Raw genomic sequence first — 14,101 nt, forward strand, 5'->3', positions numbered from 1 at the left:
GATGAGATATCCGGTCACACTGTGAAGGAATACACACGGTGTCCGATCTCCAGGGTGGCATACCGGTATTCCTGGCGCCGCGGCCGCACGTTCGCCCTGACCCGAGCACGGTGGCTGCCCTACTCAGGAAGCCGCTCTGGAGCCTGTCATGTTCACGCTCTTGTCCACGTCGGCCCGGCCTGCCCTCCGCCTCCGCTCCCTCCTGACGGCCACGGCGCTGTTCGTCCTGCTGCCCACCCTCACCGGGAGGGCTCCACAGGACGCCCAGGCGCAGGCGGTCAGCGGCCCCACCCAGACCCTGGTCATCAACTACCCGAATTCCGGCGTGCTCTCCGGCAAGGTCGGCTCACCCATGTACAGGGGGCTGGTCTACGTGACCATCGTGCCTGCCAGCGCCGATCTCGTCCGGCAGTATGGTTCCGGACCGGTCGCCGCCACCGAACTCGGCCCCAGCCAGCGGGATGTCCGCACGCTGCCCCTCGGGACGTACGAGGTGCGGTACGCCGTCCGGAACGGCAGCGAGCTCAGAACCTTCATCCTGCGGGACGTCATCCTGCGCGCGGATCGGGGAAACGCGCTGGTCGTCGAGGTGAATACCGACGCCAAAACGACCATCGTCGGCGGCGACCTGTCGGCCCAGCAGATGGCCACCATGATCCGGCAGTTGCAGGCCCAGGTGGCCACCCTGCAACAGCAGGTCACCGCCCTGACCCCGAAGTAGACCAGCCGCCCTGGAGAGCGTTCCACCTTCTGAACGAACGCTCTGGGACGGATTCAGGCCAGAGCGACCGCACCGTGACGCATCAAAAAAACCGCCCCCACTCGGAGGGCGGTTTCTCGTGAACTGCTCGCGTTCAGTCTGCTGCGCTGCCGTGGCTGGTGGCGGCGATGGCTTCCCTCGCGGCCTTGTTCTTGGCCTCGATCTTGGCCTTGATCTTCTTCTGGGTGAATCCAGCCTCGCGTTCGCGCTGGTCGAGCACGCTGCGGATGAAGCGGATGTCGTCCTGAATACCGGGGATGACCACCTGTTCCAGCGCGTTCACGCGGCGCGAGGTCTTCTTGATCTCCTCACCGATGCGCCGGAGTTTGGTCTCGGTGCCGGCGACCTTGACGATGGCTTCCAGCACGCCGCCGAAGTCGGTGGAGGCCTGGATGGTGCGCGCGCCGACGTTGATCGGGCTGAAGGTCGAGACCTGGGTGCGTTCGGGCACGTTGATCTTGGGCACCTTCACGCCGTACAGGTTCTCGATCTGCATGTCGATCTGGTAGTCACTGCTGCCGGCGAGACTCAGGCTCTCGACGGCTTCAGGGCTGTCCCAGGCTTTCGCGCCGAACAGGCTGGTGTAGGCGCCCTTGCTGACGCCCGAAAGCTGTTCGCGTGCGGCGAGCGCGTCCTTGACCAGGGCGAAGAACTCGCCGATCAGGGCGTCACGCTTGCGCTTGAGCAGGTCGGCACCGCCGGACGCGGTTTTCAGGCTGGCTTTGCTGGCCAGCAGGGCGCTGCGGGTGGGGCTGATCTGTCCTGCCATGTGTGTTCACCTCCTGTCGTGGGTGAATGGGTGGTGCTGGGATGATAGGCGCTGGGCAAGCCCGGCTTCTACCATCCACGCTCCAATCAGACGCTCATGCTCCGGCCGCCGCGCCACATCTCGTCCATCGCCTGACCGTAGTACTTGTCGATGGAGTCCTTGGAGATCCGGGTGAGCTGGCTCTGCGGCAGCTTGCTCAGGATGCCCCACGCGACGGTCAGGCTGTCGTCGATGGAACGGTCCTGGTCGCCCTGGCCGATGAAGTACGTCTCGAAATCGTCGGCGAACTTCAGGTACAGCTTGTCGGTCTCGGTCAGCGCGTCTTCACCGGTGATGGCCACCAGTTTGCGCAGGTCGAGGCCGTTGGCGTACGCGGCGAACAGCTGATCGCTGATGTTCTTGTGGTCGGCGCGGGTCTTGCCCTTGCCGATGCCGTTGCCCTGGAGGCGCGACAGCGAGGGCAGGGGGTTGATGGGGGGAAACACGCCCTTGGAGTTCAGGGTGCGGTCGACCACGATCTGCCCTTCGGTGATGTAGCCGGTCAGGTCGGGGATCGGGTGGGTGATGTCATCGTCGGGCATGGACAGGATCGGCACCTGCGTGACCGAGCCGGGCTTGCCCTGCACCACGCCGGCGCGTTCGTACAGCGACGCCAGGTCCGTGTACATGTAGCCGGGGAAGCCGCGCCGACCAGGAATTTCTTCGCGGGCGCCGCCGATCTCGCGCAGGGCCTCGCAGTAGTTGGTCAAGTCCGTGAGGATCACGAGGACGTGGTAGCCGTGCTCGAAAGCCAGGTACTCGGCAGTCGTGAGGGCCATGCGGGGCGTCAGCAGGCGTTCCACGGCGGGGTCGTCGGCCTTGTTGAGGAACAGCACGCTGCGGGCCAGCGCGCCGGTTCGCTCGAATTCCTGCGTGAAGAACGACACTTCGCGCTGGGTCAGGCCCATGGCGGCAAACACCACGGCGAAGTCACCCTCGTGGCCGGGCACCTTGGCCTGGCGGGCGATCTGCGCGGCGAGTTCGTTGTGCGGCAGACCGGAGCCGCTGAAGATCGGGAGCTTCTGCCCACGGATCAGCGAGGTCTGCACGTCGATGGTCGAAATGCCGGTCTGGATGAACTCCTCCGGCTTGGCGCGCGCGGCGGGGTTCATGGGCTGGCCGTTGATGCTCTGGCGGCGCTCGGCGACCACTTCCGGCAGGCCGTCAATGGGGCGGCCCAGGCCGTCGAAGCGGCGGCCGATCATTTCCTTGCTCACGCCCAGGCGGGCCACGTCTTCGACGAGGCTCACGGAGGCGGTGGCGAGGTCGAGGCCGCGCGTTTCCTCGAACACCTGGATGACGGCGTTCTGGTCGGACACGCTGATGACCTGACCGCCGCGCATCTTGCCGTTCGCGTCCTTGATGTTCACGATGGCGCCGTACGCGAGGTCCGAGGCGGCGTTCACGAACAGCAGCGGCCCGGAGATGTAGGCGACGTCGTTGTATTCCTTTTGTAGGAGGGTCACGCTTTCACCGCCTTGAAGGTGGAATCGAGTTCACCGAGCACGCCGTCCGCGTAGGCCGCGAACTGATCCTCGGGCGTGTAGCGGGCGCGGGCGAGCTTCTCGATGACGGGGCTCTGGATGATCTCGTCTATGGTCGCGCCGCCCTTGAGGGCGATATCGGCCTGGTCGTAGAACTTCAGGAACATCCGCATCAGGCCGTAGTTCTTCGGCATGGACGCCGAGGCATCGACCGGATCGAAGCCGTTCTGCTGCAGGAAGTCCTGGCGCAGCATGCGGCCGGTCTCGATGATCAGGCGTTCGTTGTCCTGCAGGGCGTCGGGGCCGACGAGCTGCACGACTTCCTGCAGGGACGCTTCTTCCTGGAGGATGGTGCCGATGCGCTGGCGCAGCTCGGGGAAATCCTCGGCGATGTTCGCGCGGTACCACTTGTCGAGGATCGGCGTGAACAGCGAGTAGGAACCGTTCCAGTTGATGGCGGGGAAGTGGCGGCGGCGGGCCAGGCCTGCGTCCAGTCGCCAGAACGCGCCGGTGATACGCAGCGTGGCCTGCGTGACGGGTTCGGACATGTCGCCACCGGCCGGGCTGACGGCACCGATGATGGACACCGCGCCGTCCTCGCCGCCGAGGGTCTTGACCGCGCCGGACCGTTCGTAGAACGCGGCGAGCTTCGCGCCCAGGTAGGGCGGGTAGCCTTCTTCGGCGGGCATTTCTTCCAGGCGGGAGCTGATCTCGCGCAGCGCCTCGGCCCAGCGGCTGGTGCTGTCGGCCATCAGCGACACGCTGTAGCCCTGGTCGCGGAAGTACTCGGCGAGGGTCACGCCGGTGTACACGCTGGCTTCACGCGCGGCCACCGGCATGTTGCTGGTGTTGGCGATCAGGATGGTGCGGTGCATCAGGGGCCCGCCGGTCTTGGGGTCTTCCAGTTCCGGGAATTCCACCAGCACGTCGGTCATCTCGTTGCCGCGTTCGCCGCAGCCCACGTACACCACGATGTCGGCGTTGCCGTACTTCGCCACGGACTGCTGGGTCACGGTCTTGCCACTCCCGAAGGGACCGGGGATCGCGGCGGTGCCGCCCATGACCAGCGGGAACAGCACGTCCAGAATGCGCATCCCGGTGAGGAAGGGCAGGCTGGGGTCGAGCTTCTGGGCTACCGGGCGCGGCGCGCGCACGGGCCAGTAGTGGGCCATGCGGAGTTCCGTGCCATCGTCCAGTTTGGCGATGGTCTGGTCGATGTTGTACTGCCCGGCCGGCGCGATCCACGCGATCTTGCCGCCCTGGTCGGGCGGCGTGAGGATCTTGTGCGTGAAGCTGAATTCCGGCACGGTGCCCAGGATGGCGCTGCCGCCGACGGTGTCGCCGACGTTCACGCTGGGCGTGAAGTCCCACATCTGCTGGCGGTCAAGGCTGCTCACCTCGATGCCGCGCGCGATGAAGTCGCCGCTGGCCTCGCGGATCTTGCCCAGCGGGCGCTGGATGCCGTCGTAGATGCCGTTCAGCATCCCTGGCCCCAGTTCCACCGAGAGGGGAAGGTTGGTCGTCTGCACGGGCTCGCCGACGGTCAGGCCGGACGTGTCCTCGTACACCTGCACGAAGGCGGTGTCGCCGTCGAGGCGGATGATCTCGCCCACGAGGCGCTCGCTGCCCACGCGCACGATGTCGTACATTTTCGCGCCGTACATGCCCTTGGCGATTACGGCCGGGCCTGCGATGCTCTGCACGACGCCGCTCTTGTTCTGCGTCATTTGGTGCTCCTTAGGGAAAGAGGTCGGGGGCGGGGTTGTCGGGGCGTTCAGTCTGCACGCTGTGGCCGCCACACACCCTGACCTCGGTTACAGCTTGATGTCGAAGCCGATGGTGTCGCGCACGAGTTTGCCCATGTACGCCTTGGCGTCCACGGTGTCGGGCGAGAAGGCGTCCTTCAGGCTGGGGATGGGGAGCAGGATCGGCAGTTCCCGGCCGCGCATGAGACGGGCCGTGCTGCTCGCCGGATCGGGGATCAGGCTGGTGTCCACGGCCACCAGACCGTAGTCGCCGTCCGTGATCAGCTGTTCCAGCGCCTGCTGGGCCTGTTCGGGCGTGGTGGCCACGACCTCGGCCCCGGCGAGGCGGAAGCCGGTGGCGGTCTCGTGGTCGGTCAATACGACGACTTTACGCACCTTCCAGCTCCTTTTGCAGTTCGTCCTTGCTCAGACCGTAGAACTTCGCGCGGCCGATCAATCTCAGCCGGGCGATCTCCTGTTCCTTGCGGCGCAGGAAGTCCAGGGCCACGCCCGGCCCCAGGGCGTCGGCCATGGCCACGTTGCGGCTCGCCTCGTCCAGCAGGCGGCGGGCGACCGCCTCGGCACTGCCCAGATCCGGCGCCTCGGTGACGGCCTGCAGATCCGGCGCGGACACGGAGTTGTCCCCGCCCGCGATCCGCAGGAAATCGGCCTCGGTCACGTCCCGCCCGCCCGGAATGAAGTACCGGGCGTTGGGCGCGCCGCCGCGCAGCTGCCGCGCGATCAGGATGTTGCGCACGTCGATCTCGCGGGTGAAGTAGCGCCGCACGTTGGTGCCGCGCACGCCCGCCAGCACCGCGCGGTAGTACCCCTGATCCAGCGCGACTTCCAGGTCGAGCAGCGTGCTCGCCCCGCCGCTGACGGCCGCGCGCAGGATGGAGCCCAGTTTTCCGCCCGCGACCGAGAGGGTCTGCGCGAGGCTGGGCACGTCCGCACTCTGGGCCGCCCCTTGCAGGACGCTCCAGGGAATGGTGCCCGCCGGAAGCAGGCCCGCCACGATGTCGTCGGCGCTGCGGCCGTTCTGCACGCCGCGCACCAGCGTCTTGACGTTCTGGAGGTCGTAGCGCAGCAGCAGCGCCTCGATCTCCTGGGCGGGTTGCCCGGTGGCAATCGAGCGCAGCTGCTGGATGGCCTTCAGGGAGTTGCGGCTCAGGGCCTCGTCGAGCTGGCCCAGGCCGGCGCCCTGCGCGGTGGCATCGCCCAGATCCTCGCGCAGAGGCGTTTCGCTGATCTGGCGCAGGAACTCCTGGTAGTTCACGGTGCCGGCGGCCTCATCCATGGATCGGGACTCGACCAGCGCGGTGCGCATCATGCGCACGCGGCCGTTGATGTACCCGTAGGGGTTGTTCACGTGCTTCCCCCTCAGCCTTCCGCGAGCATGCGCGAGACCTGGGCGCTCAGTTCGGCGCGGCTGGCGTTCAGGCGGCCCAGCAGGGTGTTCTGCACGCTGGATTTGCCGCCGGGGCCGACCAGACGCACGCCGGTCTTGACGCTCTCGTTCGCGCGCAGTTCCAGGGTCTTGCCGAGCTGCGAGAGCGCGGCGCGCACGGCGTCATGTTCGGCACTGGCGGCCTCGATGACCTCGGCGCTGGGCAGGGCGGCCAGGCCCTCGCTGATCAGCTTGGCGAGCACCTGCGGGTACTCGGGCGCGGTCGTGGCCGAGTGCAGGTAGTCCTCGGCGGCCTTGAAGGCCTGCACCTGCAGGCTGTCGCTCGCGGAGAGCCGCTGGGCGTTGGCGTCCAGGTCGGCCGCCGAGCGCGCGCGGGTCAGGCCGGCGGCGTAATCGGTCGCCAGAGCGCGGGTGCGGCTCTCGACCATGCTCCTGGCGCGTTCCTGCGCCTGGGCGACGATCTGTGCGGCTTTCGCCTGCGCGTCCTCGCGGATGCGCGTGATCTCGCCCTGAATTTCGGTTTCGAGAATGTCCCCTAGGCTCATGTCGCTGGCCTCCTTACTTGAGGAGGAAGAAGCCGACGAAGCCGAAGATGACCAGCGTTTCCGGGATGAAGAACCAGATGGCCATCTGACCGAACTTCTCGGGACGCTCGGCCACGACGCCCGCGGCGGCGGCGCCGATGGGGCCCTGCGCGAGGCCGGTGCCGACGGCGCCCAGGCCCAGCGCGAGGCCCGCGCCGATGGCCTTGAGGCCCGCGGTGGTGGAGTCGGTGGTGGCAGCGGTGGTCGCGGCGTCCTGAGCGAAGGCCGAGGTGGCGAAGGTCATCAGGGCGAGGGCGGGCAGGTACTTGGCGGCGTTGAAAGCAGTGTTCTTCATATGGTTCCTCCGAAAGGTGGGGTTATTTCCGTGCCGCGGGGGCAAAGGGAGCGTAGCGGGTGCCGGTTTCCTGGTAGAAGCCGGTGGGGTTGAGGTATTCGACCCAGACGAGTCGGATGGGCTGCATGACGTGACCCAGGATCGTCAGGGCGAACAGGAACAGGTGGACGATGAAGCCCAGGATGATGCCCAGCAGCGGCCCGATGATCGGGAGCACGCCGCCCAGGCCCCAGCCGACGTCGGTGGCGAGGTTCGCGAGGATCGCGGCGGCCACGCCGACCGCGAACAGTCGGGTAAAGGAGATGATGTTGCCGCCGTTGGAGAGCAGCTCGATCAGCATCAGCGGGGTGCGGCTGGCGAACAGGCCGATCACGAACACGATGAAGCCCACGATCATCAGCAGCACGAGGGGATTGCCGAAGTTCGAGAGCGCCCCGAAGTTCTGCCCGGCCTTGGACACGTAGGCAAGCATGATCAGGCCGATCAGGCCGCCCAGCATGCCCACCGCTTCCCAGAAGTGGTGCATGTGCTTGTGCTTGTACGTGAGCTGCGCCTTGAGGCCCCAGCTCCACAGCATGAAGATCACGCCCACGGCGATGCAGATCAGCATGATGGTGTTGCTGAATTCGGGCAGCACGCGCGGGAAGAGGATCGGGATGAGGCCCGTCTCGTGCGCTTCCCCGGCGCCCAGCGTGACGCCCCAGACGCGGTGGATCAGCTCGGGATTGACGTAGAAGACGTGCAGCTTCTCCAGGATGTTGCCGAAGAACTCGCCCGTGAGGAAGCCCCACAGGATGCTCCACAGGCTCATGGTCTGCAGCACCACACCCACGCGCTTGAGGGTCGCGGGATCGAGGGTGATACCCAGCAGGCCGATCGGCAGGCTCTCGCCGCGCCGGGCCTTGGCGAGGCCCCACAGAGCGGCCACCAGGAACAGCAGGCCGAAGCCGATGTCCGCGACGATGAAGCCGAAGAACAGTGGGAAGAACCACGCCACGACCCATGACGGATCGAAGGTGCCGTACTTCGGGGGATCGCTGATGTTCAGCATGAACTCGAAGTTCTCGGTGTACGCGCCGTTCTTCAGCTGCACGGGCACGCCGTCGCCGTGGTGGGCGTCGACGGGGTGCAGTTCGTACACGGCGCTCTGCTTGTAGGGCTCCAGCGCGCGCTGCATGTCGGCCACGCGGTCTTCCGGCACGTAGCCCTGGAGCACGAACCCGTACTTGCCGCGGGCCGTCTGGGCGCGGGCGTCGTCGATGCCCACCCGGTCGGCCAGCGCGTCGCGGATGGAGGTCAGCACGCCGCCGTGCTGCGAGGCCAGTGCGGCCTTCTCGCGGGCGACCTGTTCCAGCGCCTGCGGGTTGTTCCGCGCCACGGCCTCGAAGGCCGAGGCGACCTCGGAGAGCGGGAGCCGCTCGAAGCGGCCCGGCAATCTCAGTTCACCCAGGCGGGCCTTGCCGAGCGCCACGCGGGCCCGCTCACGGTCCGCCTTGAGCACCGCAACAACCACAGCCGTCTGGCGGTCGCTCACGCGCTGGGTGCCGATCTCGAAGCGGTCACCGAGTTCAGCCTTCAGGGCGTCCTGCGCGGCCTGCAACTCCGCCGGCTGCTCGACCGTCAGGGGAATGACGGCCACGCGGGCGCTGCGATCCACGCCACCGGCCGCGCGGGCCAGGGCGGTCACCACGTCGGCGTAGGTGCGCTGGGTGTCCAGATCGCTGCGCAGCGCGGTTTCACGGTCGCCCAGCGCACCGGCGGGACCGGCGGCCTGCTCGACCAGCGCGCTCCACTGCTCCTCGGCGGGCAGGGCGGCGCGCGGGGCGCGCGAGGCGTCGAGTTCGCCTAGCGTGCTTTCCGTGCGGGCCAGCAGACGTTCGGCGTCGCGACGGTCCTCGGCGGCCTGCCCGGACAGGGGGCCGCTCTGGAAGCCCTGTGCTTCCAGCGGAATGATGTGCAGCACGCCCACCTGCTGGAGGGCCTGCATGACCGCGCGGCTGTCACTCTGACGGCCGGCGACGACCACCTGCTGCATGGGGTTGATCACGGCAGCACCGCCCTCATGATGGTTTCCACCGCCTGGCCCAGCTTGTCGCCAGCGCGGGTTCGCGTGGCCTGCGCCTGCTCGCCCGCCTGCGCCCTTGCCGCGTCACGGATCGACTGCATTTCTGCGGACAGCTTCTGCTCGTGCGCGGCCTGGAGGGCCTTCACCTGAGCCTCCGCGTCCCGCACAATGCCGGCCGCCTGCGCCTCGGCAGCGTCCACGGTCTGCTTTGCCTGCGCGCGAGCCGCTTCGATCTGCGCGTCCAGCGCCGCTTCCCGGCTGGCCAGTTCACTTAAGACTCGACTTGAGACGTCCAAAACCCACTCCTCCTTTCCCGATGTACTCCCCGCGCACTCCGCTCCAAAAGCCCCATCCTGAGGGGATGAGGTCTGGGTCGTCTTGCACAGGGTTTCCGGTGGCCCGACCTACTTGTAATAATTGCGTCAGACTCAGCCCGCATCGTAACACAGCCCTGAAATAGAGCCGGGGGGCAAGCGTCCCTGTGCACGCTGTTCCGGCGCCACCACGCGCGGAAGCGGGCCTGCCCCGGCGAATCCGGCCCGATCCCGTTTCATCTGGGCGTGAGGTCAGGGCCACATGATCGCCGGTTCGGCCCGGTGCACTCGGCCACGGTGGTCGTCCCGGCAGGCCGGGCGTCTATGCTCAGGGGATGAAAGAGATCATCGAGACGCCCAGTGCCCCCGCGGCCATCGGCCCGTACAGCCAGGCCATCACCTTCGGGAACCTGGTGGTGACCAGCGGGCAGATTCCCCTCACGCCGGCCGGCGACCTGGTGGAGGGCGGCATCACGGAGCAGACCGAGCAGGTGATCGCCAACCTCAGGGCCGTGCTGGCGGCGGCCGGCACCGATCTCGACCGGGTCGTGAAGACCACCGTGTTCCTGGCCGACATGGCCGAGTTCGCCGCCATGAACGCCGTGTACGGAGCGCACTTCAAGGCGCCGTACCCGGCCCGCAGCACCGTGCAGGTGGCGCGCCTGCCCCGCGACGTGCGGGTGGAGATCGAGGTGCTGGCCGAGCGGCACTGACAGAAAGCCAATAGCCGCGGCGAAGCCTGAGTCGAGTTCCTGCCCCCGGCCCTGTACGCCTTTTGTGCCTCAACTCTCGACGCTGCCACGCGGCGCGTGCCATGCTGCGCGCCATGGTCGTCCTGCCCGTCCGCTTCGAGCGCAGCCCACGCCTTCACTCCATGCTGAGTGAGGAGGCGTATGCGGTCGGAACGAAGGTCGTCGTGCAGGGCAAACGCGGGCCGGAGGTGGCGACCGTGCGCGGGGAGGCCAGCGACCCACACCCATCCGAACGGTATGGTGCGGTGCTGCGGGCCGCGACTCCGGGCGATCTGGAACGCTGGGAGGAACTGCACCGTGCGGGCGAGGATCTGAAGTGGCTGCTGCGGGCCCGGGCGCGGGAACGCAGCCTGCCAGTGAAGCTGGTGGCCGTGGAATTCACGCTCGACGAGAGCCTCGTGACCGTCAGTTACAGCGCCGACGAGCGCATCGAACTGACCAGCCTGATCGGCGAGGTGCGGTCGCAGACGCGGGCACGCGTGAACTTCGCGGCAATCGGGCCGCGCGAGCAGGCGCAGATGCTGGGCGCGCTGGGGGCCTGTGGGCGCGAGAACTGCTCCAGCACGCACCTGCAGGACTTCGCGCCGGTCAGCATCCGCATGGCGCGCGACCAGCAGTTGCCGCTGAATCCGGAGAAGCTGTCCGGGCCGTGTGGGCGGCTGTTGTGCTGCCTGCAGTTCGAGCACACGCAGTACGTGGACCTGTTGAAGAACCTGCCGCGCAAGAACGCGAAGGTCTGTCACGACGGCAGCGGCGCGTGCGGGAAGGTCACCAAGCTGCACCCCCTGAGCGGCACGGTGGATGTCCTGACCGAGCAGGGCATGCTGATGGGCGTGGTCGCCACGGAACTGCGCCGCGCTCCGGACGAGGGCCAGAAGGCGGGCGGCGAGCGGGGGGGCAAATCCCCCCGCCAGCAGGGCACAGACGCCTGAGCGCGCAGGCGTGAGCTGGAACCGGAACCGGTACACTCCGGGGCATGACCGGCACCCTGGACGCAGTTGAACACAAGCTTGCCGTGCCGCCCGCCGCGTCGCAATGGAGCGCGTATGCGCCGGGCTTCCGGGCGCTGCTGGACGAACCGCTGGACGCCCCGGCCGTTCCCGGCTGGCTGACGCGTTGGAGTGAGTTGTCCTCCACACTGGCCGAGGTGGCCGGGAAGCTCTCCACGCACGCCGACCTGCACACGGATCAGCCGGACGTGCAGCAGCGGTACCAGTCCTTCCTGGCGGACGTGATGCCCAATGCGGAGCGAGCTGATCAGGCCCTGCGGGAAAAACTGCTGGCCGTGCCCGGGTACACGCCGGCGGCGGACTTCGCGCTGACCTACCGCCGGTTCCGGGATGCGGCGGCGCTGTTCCGCGAGGCGAACGTGGAGCTGGGCGTGATGCACGAGCAGCAGAAGAACCGGCATTCGGTGATCACCGGGAACCAGTCGGTGACCCTGGACGGCGAGGCCCTCACGATTCCGCAGGCCCGCCAGCGGCTGGACAGTCCGGATCGCGCTGCGCGGGAGAGCGCGTGGCGGGCCCTGTCAGACAGCAACCTGCGGGTCTCGGCCGCGCTCGATGAGGTGATGCTCGATCTGCTGGTCACGCGACGACAGCTGGCACGCAACGCGGACGAGCCGGATTTCAGGGCGTACCAGTGGCGGGCGCTCGACCGGGTGGATTACACGCCGACCGACTGCCGCGCTTTCCACGAGGCCGTGCAGGTCGAGGTGGTGCCGGTGCTGGCTGGGCTGGTGGAGCAGGTGGCCGCTCAGCTGGAGCTGGACACGGTGCGCCCCTGGGATTACAACCGCAATACCCTGCTGGATCCGGAGGGCCGCGCGCCCCTGATCCCGTTCAGCGGGGCGGAGGAGCTGGAGGATCTGGCCGCCGACGTCTTCACGAAGCTGGACGGAGATCTGGCCGGGCGCTTCGCGTACATGCGGGGGCACGGTCTGCTGGATCTGGAATCCCGGCCGGGCAAGATGACGCACGCCTACTGTCAGTACTTCCCGACCCGCAACGAGCCCTTCGTGCTGATGAACGTGGTGGGCAGCGCCGAGGACGTGCGCGTGCTGTTCCACGAGGTCGGACACGCCTTCCACGGTTTTTACAGCGGCGAGAGCCAGCCGCTGTTGTGGAACCGCTGGAGTCCCACGGAATTCGTGGAGATTCCGAGCATGGCCATGGAGTTCCTGACGCTCGACCATCTGGGCGGCGTGTTCCCGACAGAAGCGCTGGCCCGGTACCGCACCTCGCAGCTTCAGGGTGTGGTGGCCTTCCTGCCGTGGGCGGCTCAGATGGACGCCTTCCAGCACTGGCTGTACCACGACGCGCCGCAGGGCGTGGACATCGCGGCCCTGGACGCAAAGTGGCTGGAACTCGACCGGGTCTACCACGGCTTCGTGAACTGGGACGGCCTGGACGAGCGGGTGCGCGCGAAGGGCTGGCAGTATTACCACATCTTCCAGGTGCCGTTTTATTACATCGAGTACGCCATGTGTTATCTGGCGGCCGTGGGCGTGTGGCGGGCCGCGCAGGCGGATGAAGCCGCGGCCCTGGACGGGTACAAAGCCGCCCTGCGGCTGGGCAGCGCGGCCAGCGTGCCGGAGCTGTACCGGGCGGCCGGGGTGGAGTTCCGCTTCGACCGGGAGTACATCCGGGGCCTGATGACCTTCCTGACCGGGCAGCTCCTGCCGGACGCGGCGACCTGACCGCACAGCCACCGGCGGCCTCAGCTCACGGGGGCCGCCGGTGTGCTAGCGCTCAGTACTGGTAGGTGGTCGTCTCGCTGACGTTCACGCGAACCGTCCGGTCGGCTCCCCGGTCGACCGTGACGGTCACGCTGCTGGCTCCCTTCACGAGCACGCCCTGGAAGCCGCTGGCCGTCGAGACACTCTGCTGGATGGCGTAGCCCTGGCCCTCAAGGTCGCCCAGCTTCTGGTCGTAGGCGCTGCGGGCCGGATCCTGCATGGGTAGGCCGGTCACCGCGCCGAGCAGGTTCCCGAGGAAGTCCAGCACCGTGCCACCGGTGCCGGAGGGCGTGACGGGCGGGGTCGGCACGGGCCGGGGCATGGGGACGGGCGCGCGGAACTGCGGCACCAGATCCACGTTCAGGGTGGTGACGGCGCCGGAGCGGATGGTGACGCTGCCCGCGTAGTCGCGGTAGCCGCGCGCCTGCACCCGCACCGGGTACGTGCCGGAGCGCAGGTTGCCGTAGGTGGCGTTGCTGCCCCCCAGCGGCTGCCCGTTCAGCAGGACGGTGGCGCTGACGTTCGTGCCGACGAACAGGCTGCCGGTCGTGACGGGGTTCACGGCCGCGACCGTGTAGAACGCGGTGTCACTGACCCACGAATTCTGCGGCAGGGGGTTCACGACGATGCTCAGGGCCTGGGCCAGCCCGGCCTGCGTGCTGGCGTTCACGGTCGCAAAGCTGTCCTGCTGGGTCTTGAAGGCACTGAGCTCGCCCAGGTTCAGCGGGCTGACGCTGGCCAGCGCGAGCACCTTGCTCTGCCCAGCCGGGCCGTCCACGGTGTACGTGAAGCCGTCACCGGGAGCGGGGAAGGCGCGGGTGGTGCCGGCCTTCACGAAGTTGTCGCCGCCCAGCCGGTTCGGGAGGATCTGATCGACCGCGCCGCTCGGGTCGAGGTTGAACAGGTACACGTAGGCGTCGCGGTTCACGCTGGCGCGGATGATGATGCCGTCTCCGATGCGGTACGCGGGGTTCTGGCTCCCGGTGGCGTCCCGGTCGACCCGCACCGATACGTTCAGGTCAGGCGCACTGGGGTTGACGATGATGCTCTGAGCGCTGATCCTCGCCTGCGCTCCAGCGGTCGAGAGGGCGGAGAACGCGGTCAGGGCCAGCAGGGCGGTGGCGGTGGTCTTCATGGGGTGCAGTG

The 14,101-nt window shown here is 67.9% G+C and carries 14 protein-coding genes; 4 read left to right on the forward strand and 10 right to left on the reverse strand.

What is annotated here, in order from left to right; genetic code table 11:
• The first annotated feature begins 148 nt into the window (after positions 1–148).
• Entirely contained in the window at positions 149–721 is a 573-nt protein-coding gene (locus E7T09_RS10750) for a hypothetical protein (RefSeq protein WP_136389183.1), read from the forward strand.
• Between the two features lie 133 nt (positions 722–854).
• On the opposite strand, the gene E7T09_RS10755 is transcribed toward E7T09_RS10750, so the two are convergent.
• The 9 genes from E7T09_RS10755 to E7T09_RS10795 form a co-directional block, all read right to left on the reverse strand.
• The gene (locus E7T09_RS10755; protein ID WP_136389184.1) at positions 855–1,529 is read right to left on the reverse strand and encodes a V-type ATP synthase subunit D; all 675 of its coding nucleotides are present in this window, start codon (positions 1,527–1,529) and stop codon (positions 855–857) included.
• An 86-nt stretch (positions 1,530–1,615) separates the two neighbouring features.
• Positions 1,616–3,034: a V-type ATP synthase subunit B gene (locus E7T09_RS10760; RefSeq protein ID WP_136389185.1), complete on the reverse strand. Its 1,419-nt coding sequence runs from the start codon at positions 3,032–3,034 to the stop codon at positions 1,616–1,618.
• Positions 3,031–4,779: a V-type ATP synthase subunit A gene (locus E7T09_RS10765; protein ID WP_136389186.1), complete on the reverse strand. Its 1,749-nt coding sequence runs from the start codon at positions 4,777–4,779 to the stop codon at positions 3,031–3,033. Before E7T09_RS10765 ends, E7T09_RS10760 begins: the two co-directional genes overlap by 4 nt.
• An 87-nt stretch (positions 4,780–4,866) precedes the next feature.
• A complete protein-coding gene (locus tag E7T09_RS10770) occupies positions 4,867–5,193 on the reverse strand; it encodes a V-type ATP synthase subunit F (RefSeq protein ID WP_136389187.1) in 327 nt (108 codons plus the stop codon).
• Positions 5,186–6,166, reverse strand: a complete 981-nt coding sequence (locus tag E7T09_RS10775; protein ID WP_136389188.1) for a V-type ATPase subunit — start codon at positions 6,164–6,166, stop codon at positions 5,186–5,188. Before E7T09_RS10775 ends, E7T09_RS10770 begins: the two co-directional genes overlap by 8 nt.
• An 11-nt stretch (positions 6,167–6,177) precedes the next feature.
• On the reverse strand, positions 6,178–6,750 hold the full coding sequence (locus E7T09_RS10780; protein WP_136389189.1) for a V-type ATP synthase subunit E: 573 nt from the start codon (positions 6,748–6,750) through the stop codon (positions 6,178–6,180).
• A gap of 13 nt (positions 6,751–6,763) precedes the next feature.
• A complete protein-coding gene (locus E7T09_RS10785; protein ID WP_136389190.1) occupies positions 6,764–7,084 on the reverse strand; it encodes a V-type ATP synthase subunit K in 321 nt (106 codons plus the stop codon).
• 22 nt (positions 7,085–7,106) lie between these two features.
• Complete coding sequence (locus E7T09_RS10790) at positions 7,107–9,131, reverse strand: V-type ATP synthase subunit I (RefSeq protein ID WP_240741746.1); 2,025 nt, start codon at positions 9,129–9,131, stop codon at positions 7,107–7,109.
• Complete coding sequence (locus tag E7T09_RS10795) at positions 9,128–9,445, reverse strand: V-type ATPase subunit subunit G family protein (protein ID WP_136389191.1); 318 nt, start codon at positions 9,443–9,445, stop codon at positions 9,128–9,130. The genes E7T09_RS10790 and E7T09_RS10795 overlap by 4 nt, the downstream gene beginning before the upstream one ends.
• Positions 9,446–9,798: 353 nt before the next feature.
• Here E7T09_RS10795 and E7T09_RS10800 point away from each other — a divergent pair, with 353 nt between their 5' ends.
• The 3 genes from E7T09_RS10800 (at position 9,799) to E7T09_RS10810 (ending at position 12,916) form a co-directional block, all read left to right on the forward strand.
• Positions 9,799–10,176 (forward strand): RidA family protein, encoded by a 378-nt coding sequence (locus E7T09_RS10800; protein ID WP_136389192.1) that lies wholly within the window; start codon positions 9,799–9,801, stop codon positions 10,174–10,176.
• A gap of 113 nt (positions 10,177–10,289) precedes the next feature.
• A complete protein-coding gene (locus tag E7T09_RS10805) occupies positions 10,290–11,147 on the forward strand; it encodes a stage 0 sporulation family protein (RefSeq protein ID WP_136389193.1) in 858 nt (285 codons plus the stop codon).
• Between the two features lie 44 nt (positions 11,148–11,191).
• Complete coding sequence (locus E7T09_RS10810) at positions 11,192–12,916, forward strand: M3 family oligoendopeptidase (protein ID WP_136389194.1); 1,725 nt, start codon at positions 11,192–11,194, stop codon at positions 12,914–12,916.
• Positions 12,917–12,968: 52 nt separating this feature from the next.
• Here E7T09_RS10810 and E7T09_RS10815 read toward each other — a convergent pair whose 3' ends face one another.
• The gene (locus E7T09_RS10815) at positions 12,969–14,090 is read right to left on the reverse strand and encodes a DUF4384 domain-containing protein (RefSeq protein WP_136389195.1); all 1,122 of its coding nucleotides are present in this window, start codon (positions 14,088–14,090) and stop codon (positions 12,969–12,971) included.
• Positions 14,091–14,101 lie beyond the last annotated feature (11 nt).

This window comes from Deinococcus sp. KSM4-11 (genome assembly GCF_004801415.1).
Taxonomy (GTDB): domain Bacteria; phylum Deinococcota; class Deinococci; order Deinococcales; family Deinococcaceae; genus Deinococcus.

Bases quoted from the DNA above. Each gene is read 5' to 3' on its own strand.
- E7T09_RS10805 (WP_136389193.1), top strand. From the start codon at position 10,290: ATGGTCGTCCTGCCCGTCCGCTTCGAGCGCAGCCCACGCCTTCACTCC.
- E7T09_RS10780 (WP_136389189.1), bottom strand. From the start codon at position 6,750: ATGAGCCTAGGGGACATTCTCGAAACCGAAATTCAGGGCGAGATCACG.
- E7T09_RS10815 (WP_136389195.1), bottom strand. From the start codon at position 14,090: ATGAAGACCACCGCCACCGCCCTGCTGGCCCTGACCGCGTTCTCCGCC.
- E7T09_RS10765 (WP_136389186.1), bottom strand. From the start codon at position 4,779: ATGACGCAGAACAAGAGCGGCGTCGTGCAGAGCATCGCAGGCCCGGCC.
- E7T09_RS10755 (WP_136389184.1), bottom strand. From the start codon at position 1,529: ATGGCAGGACAGATCAGCCCCACCCGCAGCGCCCTGCTGGCCAGCAAA.
- E7T09_RS10750 (WP_136389183.1), top strand. From the start codon at position 149: ATGTTCACGCTCTTGTCCACGTCGGCCCGGCCTGCCCTCCGCCTCCGC.
- E7T09_RS10810 (WP_136389194.1), top strand. From the start codon at position 11,192: ATGACCGGCACCCTGGACGCAGTTGAACACAAGCTTGCCGTGCCGCCC.
- E7T09_RS10800 (WP_136389192.1), top strand. From the start codon at position 9,799: ATGAAAGAGATCATCGAGACGCCCAGTGCCCCCGCGGCCATCGGCCCG.
- E7T09_RS10785 (WP_136389190.1), bottom strand. From the start codon at position 7,084: ATGAAGAACACTGCTTTCAACGCCGCCAAGTACCTGCCCGCCCTCGCC.